Origin of the sequence: Paenibacillus catalpae (assembly GCF_900112695.1) — a bacterium.
GTDB lineage: Bacteria > Bacillota > Bacilli > Paenibacillales > Paenibacillaceae > Pristimantibacillus > Pristimantibacillus catalpae.
This window is the reverse complement of record NZ_FOMT01000001.1, coordinates 562,696-577,642: the sequence shown is the minus strand read 5'-3', so window position 1 is coordinate 577,642 and position 14,947 is coordinate 562,696. Positions and strand designations below refer to the sequence as shown.

The following is a 14,947-nucleotide window of genomic DNA, read 5'->3' as shown; positions in this document are numbered from 1 at the left end:
ATGAAGCCGCATGCTGTTTCACACGACATCGCTTGAGGGCGTTTTTTTAATCGAACCGGAGCAACTAACCGATAACCGCGGTTTTTTTGCCCGTGCCTTTTGCCGTGATCAATTCAAAGAGCGCGGGCTCGAGGAGAACTTCCAGCAGTGGAGTATTTCGAGCAATATCCATAAAGGAACAATCCGCGGCATGCATTTCCAGAACCTGCCGTTTGCTGAATCCAAGATGATTCAATGCATTCAAGGCAGTGTATACGATGTCGTTGTTGATATCCGGAAAGGCTCCAAAACCTATAAGCAATGGGAAGCCTTTCGGCTTAGTGGAGAAAACCATCATATGCTCTATATTCCTCCGGGATATGCCCATGGATTTCAGACGCTGGAACCTCATTCCACTCTGTATTATCATATGTCCGGCATTTATGATCCCGCTGTGCAAAACGGTGCCCGTTATGATGATCCGGCTTTCCATATTAAATGGATATACCAGGATCCCGTCATAAGCGAACGGGACGCCCATCTTGCGCCATGGAGGGATGAATATGCACTTCATCTCTGATACGGCTGCTGTCTCTCCGCTCAGTGATCTGGAGACCTCCAGCCGCGGCAGCAAGCTAACGATTGGCGAACATTCGATGATTGATGCTTTTGTGAAAGTAAAGTTTGCCGGAGGAACAGGTGATATTGAGCTGGGTCAGCATGTTTCTGTCAACTCGGGGACGGTTATCTATTCGGGTAACGGTGTCCGAATAGGCGATAACGTTCTTATTGCAGCGAATTGTACGTTTGCCCCAGTCAATCATGCTTATGAGAATCGGAACCTGTTGATCCGGGAGCAGGGCTTCTTGCGCAGCAAAGGCGGCATTACGATTGAGGATGATGTATGGATTGGAGCGAACTGCGTCATTCTGGATGGAACTTATATTCGGAAAGGGGCTGTTATCGGAGCCAATTCCCTTGTACGCGGAACGCTCGGGGCATACAGCGTGTATGCGGGCAACCCGCTTCAGCTTAAGGGAGCCCGGTTATGACGAGGACGGCAACGGTAATTGGTGCCAGCGGATTTGTAGGTTCTCATCTCACGGCCAAGCTGCGAATGCTTGGCTTTGATGTTTTTTGCCCGGAGAAAAAGGATCCATTAGTATACTCCCGGCCTCTAGGCCATCTCTTCTATTGCGCCGGGATTACAGCGGATTTCCGCTCCCGTCCCTATGATGTCGTGGAGGCACATTCCGGCTATATAAGCAAGCTGCTTCGCTCCGCCGAATTCGATTCCCTGCTCTATCTGTCTACAACAAAGCTCTATCTTGGCGCGGCATCAACAAGCGAGGACGCTCCTCTGACGGTTAATCCGAATCAGCGCGATGATATTTACGCCTTATCCAAGCTGTTGGGAGAATCCGTATGCCTATGCTCTGGCCGCGCTAATGTCCGTGTCGCCCGGTTATCCAACATTGTAGGCGAAGACTTCCGCTCCAGTAATTTTATCTATTCCGTCATGAAGGATATCGTTGGCCGCGGTTCCGTCACGCTGGAGTCAACGCTGGATTCAGAGAAGGATTATATACGAATAGAGGATGTAATTGATGCGCTTATTCAAATTGCAATAAAAGGGAAGCATTTTATATACAACGTAGCCAGCGGAGTTAACCTTACCCATCAACAGCTGTTTGATGCCTGGTCAGAAGTCCGGGAATTTGAGCTTACGCTCTCGCCTTCTGCTGCCCGTTTCGCCTTCGAACCCATTACAATCAAGAGAATCCAGGAGGAATTCGGTTTCCGTCCCGCACCATGCCTGCCCGCCATTCAGCAGCTATTCGTTGAGCAATTGACGAAGGCTTGATAAATTTTCGCATGACTCTTCTCTATTTGGTGCAACAATACAATTGTTAGCTTCGTTATTATAGTTGCTATAGCAAAAATTAAACAAGAGGAGAGTCGAACATGAAAATAAAAGCTGTTCTACTACTGGCAGTGTCCATGCTGCTTGTCTTCACTTTGGGACAAACCGTATTTGCCTTCAATGATACAAGCAAAGATCCGAATAAAAGCAAAATTGAATCCCTGGAGAAGCAAGGGATCATCAAAGGCGAAAAAGGCGGTAAATTCAATTCCAATGGCAAGCTGACTTATGCTGCAGGCATTTCGATGCTCGTTAAAGCCTTCGATCTGAACATTGACAACATTCGTTTCATCAAAGAGCCTAAAGTTACTGATTACTACCCGAACCTGAAAGACAATGCATGGTATGCTGACGCATTCATCATCGCGCAGCTAAACGGCTTGGAAGTACCAAAGAATGTTAAAGCCAATGATGAAATGACTCGCGAGCAATTCGCTCACCATCTCTTTAAATCAATCATGAAGCAAGGCGATTTCGCCTTCATCGAGCTGTACATGACCATCAATGACGAGAAAGATGTTAATAAGGATTACATGGACAGCATCCAAAAGCTGCTTATCTCGAAAATCGCAACGCTTGATAAGAAGAACAACTTCTATCCGAAACAAAAAATTACGCGCAGCGTTGCAGCAGGCTGGCTGTATGACGGCCTTGAGTTTGTAAAAGAAACGCCAACCATTCCTGAAGTTCCTGCAGAACCGGCCCCACAGCCGATTCAAGGTCTTAAACTGACGGTTACTTCGGTTGATAAAAACATCAATAAAGTAACGGTTACCGGTCAAGCACCTCATCCAGGTTACGGCCTGCGTGTTGCGTCTATCTCCTTCGTTGACGGTCAAGCAATCATCAAGGTAGAAACGGTTCAACCGGATCCGGACAAAATGTACCCGCAAGTGATTACAGAAGTTAGCGCAACTACGTATGTGGATGCGGCTTACAAACCAGTGCTGGCTTCCACGGAAGCTCATGCATCTGGAGACGCTGCAGTTAGCAGCCCGGCTTTGGCAAGCTAATAGGAATAAATGAAAAGCCTTCCGTGCCATTTATTAATGGCACAGAAGGCTTTTTTACGCGCTATTCTTCCTCTGGCTCTGGCTCCTCTGGCAGACGCCAGTCAATCTCAGAACTGCCAATGGTGCGCAAATACTCATTCACTCTCGAGAATGGACGACTGCCAAAAAATCCTTTCCGCGCTGCTAGCGGGCTTGGATGCGCAGACGTGATTACCGGATGCTTAACCGTATCTATAAAGGCCGCTTTATCCTGGGCATGTTTGCCCCAAAGTATGAAGACAACCGGCTTCTCCCGTTCATTTAGTGCCTGGATAATCCGGTTAGTGAACCGTTCCCAGCCCAGCTTCTGATGCGAGTTAGGCTGCCCCTCCTCCACCGTGAGAACGGTATTGAGCAGCAGCACTCCCTGCTTCGCCCAGGAGAGCAAGGAACCATGCTGCGGAATTGGACAGCCGATATCCTCCTGCAGCTCCTTATAAATATTCCGAAGCGAAGGAGGTATTGCGATTCCCTTCTGCACGGAGAAGCTAAGTCCATGCGCCTGCCTTGGACCATGATAAGGATCCTGGCCAATGATCACAACTTTCGTCTGCTCATACGGCGTATAGTGAAGAGCGTTAAAGACATCGCCTCTCTTCGGATACACGGTCTTGGTCTCGTAGAGCTCTCCAAGCTGCTCTGCCATCTGTTTGAAATAGGGCTCGTCCATCTCCGGACGCAGCAGCTCTGCCCAGTCATTATTCAGCTGAAAATCCATCTGTCGTCTCCCTTACTTCCTTCCGAAATCTGCCCGGATTTCTCCCCATTCCTCCGTATTCCATTTCACTACTTTATTAGAATACGTATTGCTGCGAAGCCAATCCAGCGCCCAATCGGCAAGCTCCCAAATCTGCTTCGTTGAAGCGTCTCTTACTAGCGTTGATGCGATCTTCTTATTCCGCAGCCAGCTTAATGCGGTTCTCGAGTCGCTGTAGATCGTCTGATTGCTTCCCTTTTTCTTCAGATAGTCGAGCGCATGAACAACGGCAATAAACTCACCTAGATTATTGGTGCCGTTTGGAATTGGACCCACGTAGAACAGAATATCACCCGTTTGCGTGTCTACCCCTTTGTATTCTACCGGCCCTGGATTGCCCCGTGTGCCGACGTCAACAGAGATGCTGTCATAATCGATCTCCTGCTCCTCTGCTGCCGCAGAAGCCGTTTTGGAGGTGTAGGATGACGTTTTGCTGCGTACCGGAGACGCCGCTGCCGTCGCCGCCCCTTCCCCTTGGCCCCAATGCTTTTTCCAGCCTTCTTTGTAAGCAGCCTCCGCTTTGTCCCTGGATTCAAAAGATTTGTATTTCGCCTCCGGATATCCATTCACTTGCGACTGGCACTCCGGCCAGCTCTTGTACACGCCAGGCTGCTTGCCTACCCAGACGACATAATGCTTGCTACCTGCCATCCTTGAACCACCTTTACATTCAACATTGTCTTCCTATTGTAATGGATTGAAGGACAATCATCCATACTGTTTATTTCACGTAAAAACCCCCTTCGCTTGGCCGAATGACCTAACGAAAGGGGTTTATCTTATAATTCCTATGTAGTTCAAGAAAAATGGTGCCGAGGACGGGAATCGAACCCGTACGGTGGTCACCCACCGCAGGATTTTAAGTCCTGTGCGTCTGCCAGTTCCGCCACCCCGGCATTTTTTGTTTGATGCTTCAAAATGGTGGGCCCTGAGGGACTCGAACCCACGACCAATCGGTTATGAGCCGACCGCTCTAACCAACTGAGCTAAGGGCCCTCGTAAAACGCCACGATCACGTTTCAAACGAGTGGTTGGTTGCGGGGGCAGGATTTGAACCTGCGGCCTTCGGGTTATGAGCCCGACGAGCTACCGAGCTGCTCCACCCCGCGATATCCATTTGTGTTAGTCATCAAATTGAAATGGCGACATCAATTAATATACTACACACCCATATGCACAGTCAAGCATTTATTTCTCTTCTGAGGAAAAAATATGTACGGCTTCTTATTTGGCATATCGTTGTTCCCTCTGCAACATATGATTAGACAAGAAAGCGCACGCCATAACGGCCTTTTCTTGACCGGAAAACCTCGATCTCCTGAGGGCATTCATACCCGTATACCCACCAGTCATTTTCCATTCTTCTTACAAGACAGCCAGCCTGAAATTTGGTTTCGTATAACCGTACCCAATATATCCATCTCATAACGGATCCCTCCTCGGGATATATAATGCCCAAATTCGGTGAAATCAAGCAAATCGGGTATAATCAAATTATCGAGCCACGGTGAAACGTCTATCGCCGCCCATTGGCTGCGAGACGCGTTTCATTCCGAAGAATCCTTACTTATATTTGAATAAAGGAGCTGATGAGTATGCTTTATGGTATTGCCGTATTTCCGACACAAACCGTACAGGACTTCGCCAACAGCTGGCGTATTCGACATGATCCGCATTATTCGATCATTCCGCCGCACATGACGGTCCGGGAACAAGAAGAGCTGTCCGATCTCCAGCTGCCGGCTATAACCGAGCATCTCGAAGCGGTCGCTTCCCAAACGAAGCCGTTCCAGATCCGCTTCAACCGTGTGTCCTCCTTCTACCCGGCCAGTCATGTGCTGTATTTGGCGTTGGAGGATCCAGCTCCAATGGTCCGCCTCCACGAAGCGGTATGCAGCGGTCCGCTCCATGTCCCGGCACCTAACTTCGTCTACACCCCGCATGTGACCATCGGGCAAAATATGCCGCCTGACGAGCTCCATGATCTCTATGGCAATCTTCGGATGTCTGAGGTTAATCTGACTTCGGCGATTGATCAGCTGCATCTGCTTCGTAAGACCGCAAGCGGAATGTGGCATGTTGATAAATCTTTTTCACTGCAAGGATAAATAAGCAAAGCAAAGAAGCCCGGCAGGAATCCTACCGGGCTTCTCTCGATTAATATGAATTTTGGTTTGCTAATTAGCCTATAGGAGCAGCTTCTACGGATGCTGCACCGTCACCTAACGGCTTAACGATTGGACCGCCGCCATCGCCAACGCTGCCATTCGGATTATTTTTTATTTTCTCCAGCACGGCATTGCCTTTAGTCTCCCATTCCTGGAGCGCTTCCTTCGCCGACAAATCCCCTTTGATGACCTTCTGGAACAATTCATATCCAGGGGATTGCGCTTCCCAGATACCCGGTTTCTCGCGCATCAGCTTTTCTGTGTCTGTCGATTGCGGTGGAATTGGCTTGAGTGTAGTGAACGCATTAATGTTGTAGCTCATTCCGTTTCTCGGCTTCAAGAACTCTTTGCGCGCGACCAGCTCATACGTGCTGCGCGATTTCATCTCTGCCCATTCCGCACTGTTGGTGAACTGAACGAAATCCCAGGCGTCGTCCGGGTTTTGCGCTTTCGTGTTAATACCCATCAGCTGGCTGAAGTAAATGCTGCTGCCAATGCCAGGCTTAGACGTTTGAGTTGGCATGGTTACAACATCCCAGTCGAACGGCGTGAAGTTTTTAATTTTGTCCGCATTGTTCATCGTGTTGCTCAGCTCATTAACGTAGCCGTATTCACCGATGGTCATAGCGACTTTGCCATTCATAAACATATCGCCGCCAAGCGGGTTATAGGAGCCTGGTTCATCCGTGACAACCTTTTGCTGCCAAGCGCTCATATCTTCCTGGCTTGGAGAGATTTTTTGCTTATACAGATCAGCAACGGTAGTCCATACCGATTCCCACTGTTCGTTGTTCACAAGCATTTTCTCGCCTTTGTCATCCCACATCTTCAATTGCAGCGGAGCTGCGTAAGTCTGAACATCGCTGAAGCCGTCGCCTGCCCAGCGGTTAATGGAGAGACCAAACTTGCGGTCCGTGCCTTCACCTGTAGCGACGAGCTTGGCTTTGTCAATCACATCATCCCAGGTCATACCGTCTACAGGTGGTTCAACACCAGCATCGGTGAACATTTTTTTGTTGTAATACAAGGCTGAAGAGCTGAAAGTAGGCGTCAGAGCATAGATATTGCCGCTGTCATCAGCCGATTTGATGCCGTCAATAACGGTTGGCACGTAGTCGGTCAGATCGAATTTGCTCTTCTGAATAAGCGGATCTAGCTGCTGCAGCAGATTATCTTGGATCAGACGGCGAAGCATGCTGTAATCCAGAATAACAACGTCAACCGGATTATCCCCGGTAAGCATTTCTTTCATTTTCTCGAATGGATCCGGCTGGTTGGTTACGCCGTCCGGTCCAGGTGTATCAAATCGTTGCTGATTATAATCAATCGCGCTGACGATTTCAAAGTCGATATTTTTATGCATCATTTCATACGTATCGGTATATTGCTGGCGGACATAAGATTCGTTATCTGCTCCCCCGTACAATACGCCAAGACGAAGCACATGCTTCTCAGCCGTGCTCTCCGAGCCTTTGCTGCATGCTGCAAGAAGCGAAGTAGACATAATTAGCGATAAGGACAAGAAAGTAACTTTGGACGCCCATTTCCTCTTCATTCGGTTTAACCCCCCAGTGATTTCGGCGGAGTAATAATAATCCGCTCGCCGTCAAATTCCATCGATGCCTTGTCTTTAATGTTTAATGCACTCAAATACTCTTTTGGTACCTGCAGTCGGCCAACACGATCCACGACAACATAAGCCTCATGAACGGCTTGAAGCCCCTTCTCCTCCTGCTGCTCCTCACCTCCACCGGGAATCATATTCGGATTGCGCTTTAGAAATTCCGTACTCGTTAATCCATCGCGTATCGCAACGACACGGTCTACCTTGCCGGCAAGCGTAAGGTCGTGGGTAACAATAACGATCGTCACGCCAAGCTCCTGATTAAGCTTCCTGAATATGCCCATAATCAGATCCGAGGTTGCTGTATCTACCGAACCGGTCGGCTCATCGGCCAGCAGAAGCTTTGGTCGGTTGCATAGCGAGATCGCTATAGCAACACGCTGCTGCTCGCCTCCGGAAAGCTGATGCAGCTTGTTGTGCATCCGTTCTTTCAGGCCCACCCATTCGAGCAGCTGCTTCGCATAAGCCCGGTCGACCTTGCCGGAAAGCATCATCGGCATCTCGACGTTTTCCAAAGCCGTCAGGTATGGCAGCAGGTTGCGAGCATTATTTTGCCAGATGAAGCCTACGGTTTCGCGCTTATATTTCACCAGGTCATCTTCGGAAATTTTCAGCAGATCCCACGGCCCGACGTGGACGGAGCCCGCGGAGGGGCGGTCCAGCCCGCCCAATATATTGAGCAGGGTTGACTTCCCGCTTCCGCTGTTGCCGATGATCGCCATCAGCTCTCCGTCTTCTACTTTGAGGTTCAGGCCTTGCAGAGCGACAACCTCCAGATCGTCGCTTTTGTAAATTTTGACGAGCCCTTCGCAAGTAATCATGTTGTTTACCGCTCCTCTCCCATTTTGACTGCTTGATGCACCCGCAGCCTGCGGATATGCAGGAAGAGAAGCACAGCTCCCGTCACCATCATAAATCCAACAACCGCGTACAGCTGATTCGTATCCTTCGAGTCAAAGACGACCCGGAACGGAGGAACCGTATCCGCCACATTCTCTGCGGTCTGCAGGAACGGAAGGAAGATCAAACTTGTAATTTTACCGATCAGAATACCTAAACCAATCGACAATCCTGCCGTAAACAGCTGCTCCAGCAGCAGCATTCCGGTCAGCTGTCTCCGGGAAAGTCCCATTGCCCGCAGCACGCCGAACTGTACAACCCGGCCCGAAAGATTAAAGAACCAGTACAGGACATAGCCGGTTAATGTAACAATGACAGAGACGAGGAAGCCAAGGCTGAGAATCCCGAATACGCCGCCTCTGGTCGGAAGCTTCGATTGGGTAATGAGCTCCGAGCGTACGTCTTTCACATTAGCGATCTCGACGCCCGCTTTCTGCAGCTCTTCCACGATTGGCGCCAGCTTGGCGTCCGGTTTCATCTTCAGCCATACCTCGTAAGGCATCATCGGCAGCTGGTCATAAATATAATCCAGATTCGTGATGACAAACGGCGACTGATCCGGGTATTGCGTCGGCCAATAAGGTAGGATGCCAACGACCACGAATTCAAGCATGCCTTCCGAGAACCCGACAGATATCAAATCGCCCGGCTTAAGCTGATATTTCTCCGCTACATTGGACGGAATAAGTGCAGCCTGCTCATACATGCCTAAATAATTCAAATAATTGTAAGGATGAGTCGGGAACAGATCACTTCGGAACCAAGCGACTTTCGCAAAATCGACATTATCGATCCCCATGACACTGCCTTGCCCGATCGACCGGCCTGAAACCACCACATTGCCTTTGGTCTGAAGAACTCGGGCTGCCGCCTCAACGCCTTCCAGCTTGCGGAATATCTCAAATGGCGGTTCGTTATACAGGATTCGGGTTGGTACCGGCTGCTGGCCGCCACCACCACCGCCACCACCGTTACCGCCTCCGCCGGATCCGCCACCATTACCGCCTCCGCCGTTACCTCCGTTGCCGCCATTGCCGTTGTCTCCGCCGCTTGGGCGCAGTACTTCAACCGTACCTTCCCAAACCGTTTGTATGGTGACATCCGAACCGTATTTGTACAGCGTACGTTCGGTAGAGTTAAGATCAATGGTCCGCGCGGCAGAGGCATTATAAACGCCAAGACCAAGCGTCAGGATAAGCAGGATCATCAGCGGGTAATAACCTTTGGATGAACGTGACAGCTGCGTCAGCGTCAAATATAATGGCACCGGCAGAAATTTGCGTCCCAGCCAGTTGAACAGCTTCAGCAGCCAAGGGAACAACCGCAAGCAGAACAGGCCAAGCGCAAAGATCGAGAGCGCCGGTACAAAGAAGAGAAACGGCTGAACATTTAATTGATCGGTCGTCATTCCCGTCTGGAAGGACAACATCTGCCGTTCATTAAACATATACCAGCCATATCCTGCCACAGCCAGCAGAGCAACGTCCAGGAACCAGCGCTGCCATACCGGACCGCGGTCAGAACGGGCAAGCTCTCTCTTGTAGCTGACTATAGAGGAGCGTGCATAGATTACTGCCGGAATAACGGTGGAAAGCACGGCCAGCAGGACAGCCGCCACCCCTGCGATAATGGCCTCTGTTGAGAAGCCAACCGGGATAGATTTCCGGTTAACAAAGGACAGGAATCCGTCTGCCGAACCTATGCTCTTCGCCATGAACCAGCCTATTAACGGCCCCGCCACGATGGCTATACTGCCAAGCAGCAGCCCCTCGAGCAAGTAGATCCATATAATCTGCCTGGTTCCAGCTCCCCTGCTTCGCAGGACGGCAATATCGCTTCGCTGTTTATCCAGCGATTGACGGGCATTCATGGCAATAAAGTAGAATACCATCGCAATCATCGGCGCTGCCAAGGTAAAGAGAAGTGTCTGCAGCTGCAGGCTTTGCTTCTTAAACTCCGTCAGAGTCGAAGCGAAGGAAATTTCCACTCTTGCACCCTTCAGCTTCTGATACAAATCGATATTGAGCCGCTCGAGCGTCCGGTTTAGCGGTGACAGCTGACTCGTCTTCACCTGAGACAAATCAAATGCATAATACCAGCTTGCATTATTGACCGGGATGCCTGCTTTTTGAATCAGCGATCCCATAAATTCCGTCTCGCTGATCTGGAGAGTATTCATCAGACCTTCTAGCCCCTGGTACCAATAAGGATCAGTCTGACTTAGTGGCTTCACGACACCAACTATCTTGACGCGAAGGGTAAGATCAAGCCCGCCGTATACCGGATATTCCAGTACATCACCGACATGCAGATCATTGCGGTACATCCCTTCCTCCAGCATCACTGCCTCGAGGACGTCACCGACACCTTCTGTATTGTTGAACCAGCGGCCCTGCGTAAGCTCGGTTTTCTCCTGAAGGTCCGCCATCGTCATGACCGTCATTTGACGGATCCGGCTTGCATCTACCTTGCTCGGATCCTCCGGAACGACTTCGGATCCCCTGATCGAATAGCTTGTTATATTCGTCTGGTAAGGGAAGCCGATCTGACGAGGAACATCCTCTTTAATGAAGCGCTCCAACTCTTTCAAAGCCGCCGGATCCGTCTTTTCACCACCCGGCACCTGATAACGCATAAGCAGGGAGCCGGCAGGAAGGCCGTCGCTTTTCTCCTGCAAGGATTGGGCAACAACGCGCTTTAACGCGCCGTCGGCATACATAGGAATACTCGTTGCAAAAGCAACGGCAAGTATAAGTCCAGCTAAAGTGCTTAAAGTAAGCCAGCGGGTATTCCACATTTTGCGGAACAGAAATCGGAATAAAGGAATCCCCATAAGCTATTTACCTACAACTTTCTGGCCCGGCGTAAGTCCTTTAATGATTTCAACCTGCGTTGCCGTTTGCTGGCCGACCTCGACGTCCACCTCCCGCTTCCCGTCTGCATCAACCACCTGGACATAAGTTCTGGCGCCGATCGTACGAAGCGTGGATGGCGGAATAACGACGACGTTTTCCTTCCTCTTCGTGATAATGTTAATGGATAATGGCGTACCGCGATTAATGGACTTCGGCAAATCTTTCACAGCTACTACCATGAAATCTTCCGGCCGTTCTCTTGCCGGCTCCTGGCCGCCGCCACCGCCGCCATTAGGATCGGGGTTTGTCACGGGCAGCGCTTTGACGGTCCCTTTGAATTGTCCGGAATTATTGATATCTACGACAACCGGCATGCCAACGGCAATCTTGGCTTGCTCATCCTTGGTCAGCTTCGCTGCAGGGATAAGCAGACTTGTATCCGCAATAACCGCTATCGGATCGTAGGCTTTAATCAGATCGCCCTTCTGTACATTAAGCGTAACAACGGTACCGCTGAACGGAGCGGTTAGAACCGATCGGCTAATCTGCTCTTCCAGATCACTGAGCGCCTGCTTTTTCTCTTCGAAAGCAATCGACTTCTCTTCGAATTCAATCGGGTCCATCTCATCCTTCATCTGAAGAGCTTCCTTCATTGCGGTCTCTTCTCTGCGGAAGGCCAGCTTCTGATTGCGCAGATCCTTCTGCATCAGCTCGACGTCAAGCACGCCAATCGTTTGGCCTGCTTTCACCTGATCGCCGGCTTTAATGTTTAACTCCTTCAGACGCATACCGTCCAGCGTAAAATATAACGTCTCCTCCTGCTGCGAGATCATCTTGCCGATAACCTGCACCTTCGTCTCCAAAGTCGCCGTTGTTACCTCATACTCCGGCTTCTTCGAGATTTGAGGCGGTGCGATGGACGGCAGCACCTCCTCTTCCGGTTCATCGGGCAGCAATGCGCAGCCGCTGGTCATCAAGACCGATGCTGCAATCATTACAGCTGCAGAACGCTTATACAAATTTCCCGTCCACCATTTCATAGACATGATCGGCAACCTCCAAAATTGTAGGATCGTGTGTAGTCATGCAAATCGTAACTTGTTCTGTGCGAATAATATTTTGAAAGACCGCCATAATCTGTGCGGACATATTCGAATCGAGCTCGGCTGTTGGTTCGTCTGCCAGAAGAAGAATCGGCTTGTGCGCAATGGCCTTGGCAATAGCGACACGCTGCTGCTCGCCCCCCGACAGCTCGAACGGACGGTGATGCATCCGTTTCTCGAGGCCAACAAGTTCAAGGCAATAAGCTACCCGTTCTTTCCACTCGGAGCGAGGCGTGCCGGCCATGCGTAGTGACAGCTCTACATTCTCCCAAGCAGACAGAAGAGGCATTAAAGCAAATGCCTGAAAAATAAATCCCATTTCCTTGCGCCGGATATGCGTCCGCTCGTTATCGTTTAATTGGTGTACCGGCTTGCCGTTAAACCAGATCTCGCCTTTGCTGGGCGTATCCAGTCCTCCAAGGCAGTTGAGCAATGTTGTTTTCCCCGAACCGGACCGGCCCCGCAGCATAACAAGCTGGCCATGCCTCAGCTCCATATGAAGTCCCTTCAGAACGCGCAGCGGCGCTCCTCCGGCTTGAAAAGTTCTCTCTACATCAACAACCGACAGCAACCTGGTGCTATGTAATTCGTTGTCCTGCTGCCCTCCATCAACTTGATCTTCCTTGTCTGTTGCCGCCATGAACGGATGCGATACCTCCCCTATCTCTCTTTCATAATTCTCATCTAAATCGTTAGACGTTTCTCACTCAGAAAAAGTTCCAAGCGAAAGAAATTTCTTCTAAAAAATAAAAAGACATCGCTCATATTGCCATTAACTCTGACATATGAACGGTGTCTCTACTGCCTTTTCTATTCGTTCACTTTAAAATAGTTGACTTCCCTATTCAGCTCACGGGCTGTCCCCTCCAATTGACTTGCCGCGGAAGCGATACTTTCCATAAGCGCAAGCTGCTCTTCCGTTGCCGCGGCTACGCTCTCGGTCCGCTCAAGATTAGCAGCTGCAGAAGAAGCGGCTTGCTCCATCGAAGCATTAACTTGCTCTGAGCTGGCTGACATTTGTTCGGTAATCGCCGAATTTTCCTGTAATTGCCCGCTCATATGATCGATTGCAGCCACAATAACCGCTAGGCGTTGTTGCAGCTCCTCAACCCGGATATTACCACGCTCCACCTCTTCCAGAGTTTGCGCCATGTAGCTGGAGGCGCCCGATATTTCGCCCCTTGTCTCGGCAACCAGCTGATGAATACCATCGGCTGACTCCAAAGAGCTTGCCGCAAGTTTACGGATCTCGCCGGCTACAACGGCAAAACCGCGTCCTTGCTCGCCAGCTCTTGCCGCTTCGATTGAAGCGTTTAGAGACAGGATATTTGTCTGGTTTGCAAATGCGGTAATATTCTCCGCGATGGCGCCAATTTGCTGCGAACGGGTCTCCAATGTTTCAATAACGCCTGCCAGCTGGCCGATGACATCTTTTATTTCTCCCATTTGTCCAATCAGCCGCCCTAGCGCTTCTTGTCCTTGACCGGCTTCGGATGAAGTGGATGCAGACTGCTCTGCTGAAGCCGTAATATTATGAGCAAGACGCTGTATGCCAATCGTCATCTCTTCAATGGCCTTTGCCGTTTCCTCTGCGCTCCGCGCCATAACCTCAGTGCCGCTAGTCACTTCTTGAATGTTCGCCGCCACATGCTGCGATGCCGTAGCCGATTCTTGAGAGACGATGTTTAACTGCGAGGTAGAGCTGCCCACTTCCTTCGCGCTGGAAGTGATAGCGGTAATAAGCCGTTTCAGAATGCCAATCATATCATCAACCGAGCGTAAAATAACCCCAAGCTCGTCTCTGCTGTATGTTACGCTGCGTTCAGTGGTCAAGTCGCCTTCTGCGACCCGTTTCATTCTAATCATTATGGTTTTTACTGTCCTCGTGACCATGCGAATAGTAAAGTAAATAAGTACCACCAGTAACAGGACTGCAAGACCCATCCCGATGTATATGCCAGATTTCGTGCTTTCCAGCTTCTGTTTGCTCTCGTCTATTTGTACTCCGGCGTATTGTTCGAGTAAGCCGTCAATATCGTCAAGCCCCGCCCTGGCTTTCTCAAATTGTCCGCGAAGCTCCCTATCCTGCTCGGCGGCGTTATCGGCTTGAACCGCGCTGCTTACCGCTTTTTCCCAAGTGCTGAAATCGGTATTAAACTCTTGAAAAAGCTGCCCGACTGATTTGTCACCCTCATTCTTCAGTTCCAGCAGCTTATTCGCCTCGAATATGCCTTTGGCTTCATTTACCCGATCCATGGCATCCTTTATATTCTCGTTTAGCAACTTGTTCCATTCCGCTTTGCCGCTTTCATCTAAATCTCCAAATGCCAAATATTGATAAGCCGAGTAGGCCTGATATAAATCGCGGTCTGCATTCAAAATAAGCGCTGAAGAACGGGCAGATACGCCGTACACCTCATCTGACATCGTCTCATTTGTTTTTATAAGTTCACTCAGCAAATAGATGCCGGAGAACACATAGAAACAAAGCGGTAACAACCCGATTAAAGCCATCTTCCATTTTAAATTGAATCTCATCCCGCGATTAGCCCCTTTTCAATAAACGATATTGATGATAATGATCT

Annotated in this window: 14 protein-coding genes and 3 tRNA genes; 5 read left to right on the top strand and 12 right to left on the bottom strand. The window is 49.9% G+C overall.

Annotated features, from left to right (window positions below; translation table 11 throughout):
• Positions 1-10: 10 nt before the first annotated feature.
• The 4 genes from rfbC to BM200_RS02215 all read left to right on the top strand — a co-directional run bounded on the left by rfbC (position 11) and on the right by BM200_RS02215 (position 2,916).
• Positions 11-559, top strand: a complete 549-nt coding sequence (gene rfbC / locus BM200_RS02230) for a dTDP-4-dehydrorhamnose 3,5-epimerase (protein WP_091180845.1) — start codon at positions 11-13, stop codon at positions 557-559.
• Complete coding sequence (locus BM200_RS02225) at positions 543-1,031, top strand: acyltransferase (protein ID WP_091180842.1); 489 nt, start codon at positions 543-545, stop codon at positions 1,029-1,031. Before rfbC ends, BM200_RS02225 begins: the two co-directional genes overlap by 17 nt.
• Complete coding sequence (locus BM200_RS02220; protein ID WP_091180840.1) at positions 1,028-1,843, top strand: NAD-dependent epimerase/dehydratase family protein; 816 nt, start codon at positions 1,028-1,030, stop codon at positions 1,841-1,843. Before BM200_RS02225 ends, BM200_RS02220 begins: the two co-directional genes overlap by 4 nt.
• A 101-nt stretch (positions 1,844-1,944) precedes the next feature.
• On the top strand, positions 1,945-2,916 hold the full coding sequence (locus tag BM200_RS02215; RefSeq protein ID WP_091180837.1) for a protease complex subunit PrcB family protein: 972 nt from the start codon (positions 1,945-1,947) through the stop codon (positions 2,914-2,916).
• 61 nt (positions 2,917-2,977) lie between these two features.
• Here the strand turns inward: BM200_RS02215 and BM200_RS02210 are convergent, their stop codons facing one another.
• From BM200_RS02210 to BM200_RS29860, 6 genes are all read right to left on the bottom strand, one after another.
• Positions 2,978-3,673 carry a uracil-DNA glycosylase gene (locus tag BM200_RS02210; protein ID WP_091180834.1) on the bottom strand — a complete coding sequence of 232 codons (696 nt, stop codon included), beginning with the start codon at positions 3,671-3,673 and terminating at the stop codon, positions 2,978-2,980.
• A gap of 12 nt (positions 3,674-3,685) precedes the next feature.
• Positions 3,686-4,363, bottom strand: coding sequence for a ribonuclease H (rnhA, locus tag BM200_RS02205; RefSeq protein WP_091180831.1), 678 nt, complete (start codon positions 4,361-4,363; stop codon positions 3,686-3,688).
• A gap of 156 nt (positions 4,364-4,519) precedes the next feature.
• Positions 4,520-4,608 (bottom strand) — tRNA-Leu (locus BM200_RS02200).
• A gap of 23 nt (positions 4,609-4,631) precedes the next feature.
• Positions 4,632-4,708 (bottom strand) — tRNA-Ile (locus tag BM200_RS02195).
• Positions 4,709-4,744: 36 nt separating this feature from the next.
• Positions 4,745-4,821: transfer RNA gene (locus BM200_RS02190), tRNA-Met, on the bottom strand.
• Between the two features lie 152 nt (positions 4,822-4,973).
• Positions 4,974-5,138 (bottom strand): hypothetical protein, encoded by a 165-nt coding sequence (locus tag BM200_RS29860; protein WP_175532707.1) that lies wholly within the window; start codon positions 5,136-5,138, stop codon positions 4,974-4,976.
• 163 nt (positions 5,139-5,301) lie between these two features.
• On the opposite strand from BM200_RS29860, the gene BM200_RS02185 reads away from it, so the two are divergent.
• Entirely contained in the window at positions 5,302-5,820 is a 519-nt protein-coding gene (locus BM200_RS02185) for a 2'-5' RNA ligase family protein (RefSeq protein ID WP_245772859.1), read from the top strand.
• Positions 5,821-5,893: 73 nt separating this feature from the next.
• On the opposite strand, the gene BM200_RS02180 is transcribed toward BM200_RS02185, so the two are convergent.
• From BM200_RS02180 to BM200_RS02155, 6 genes are all read right to left on the bottom strand, one after another.
• Positions 5,894-7,435, bottom strand: a complete 1,542-nt coding sequence (locus BM200_RS02180; protein ID WP_091180826.1) for an ABC transporter substrate-binding protein — start codon at positions 7,433-7,435, stop codon at positions 5,894-5,896.
• A gap of 5 nt (positions 7,436-7,440) precedes the next feature.
• Positions 7,441-8,325: an ABC transporter ATP-binding protein gene (locus BM200_RS02175; protein WP_091180824.1), complete on the bottom strand. Its 885-nt coding sequence runs from the start codon at positions 8,323-8,325 to the stop codon at positions 7,441-7,443.
• A gap of 5 nt (positions 8,326-8,330) precedes the next feature.
• Complete coding sequence (locus tag BM200_RS02170; protein ID WP_091180822.1) at positions 8,331-11,237, bottom strand: ABC transporter permease; 2,907 nt, start codon at positions 11,235-11,237, stop codon at positions 8,331-8,333.
• Positions 11,238-11,240: 3 nt separating this feature from the next.
• Positions 11,241-12,305 carry an efflux RND transporter periplasmic adaptor subunit gene (locus BM200_RS02165; protein WP_091180820.1) on the bottom strand — a complete coding sequence of 355 codons (1,065 nt, stop codon included), beginning with the start codon at positions 12,303-12,305 and terminating at the stop codon, positions 11,241-11,243.
• Positions 12,271-13,002 carry an ABC transporter ATP-binding protein gene (locus BM200_RS02160; protein WP_091180819.1) on the bottom strand — a complete coding sequence of 244 codons (732 nt, stop codon included), beginning with the start codon at positions 13,000-13,002 and terminating at the stop codon, positions 12,271-12,273. The genes BM200_RS02165 and BM200_RS02160 overlap by 35 nt, the downstream gene beginning before the upstream one ends.
• 170 nt (positions 13,003-13,172) lie before the next feature.
• Positions 13,173-14,900 carry a methyl-accepting chemotaxis protein gene (locus tag BM200_RS02155; protein WP_091180817.1) on the bottom strand — a complete coding sequence of 576 codons (1,728 nt, stop codon included), beginning with the start codon at positions 14,898-14,900 and terminating at the stop codon, positions 13,173-13,175.
• Positions 14,901-14,947: the final 47 nt, after the last annotated feature.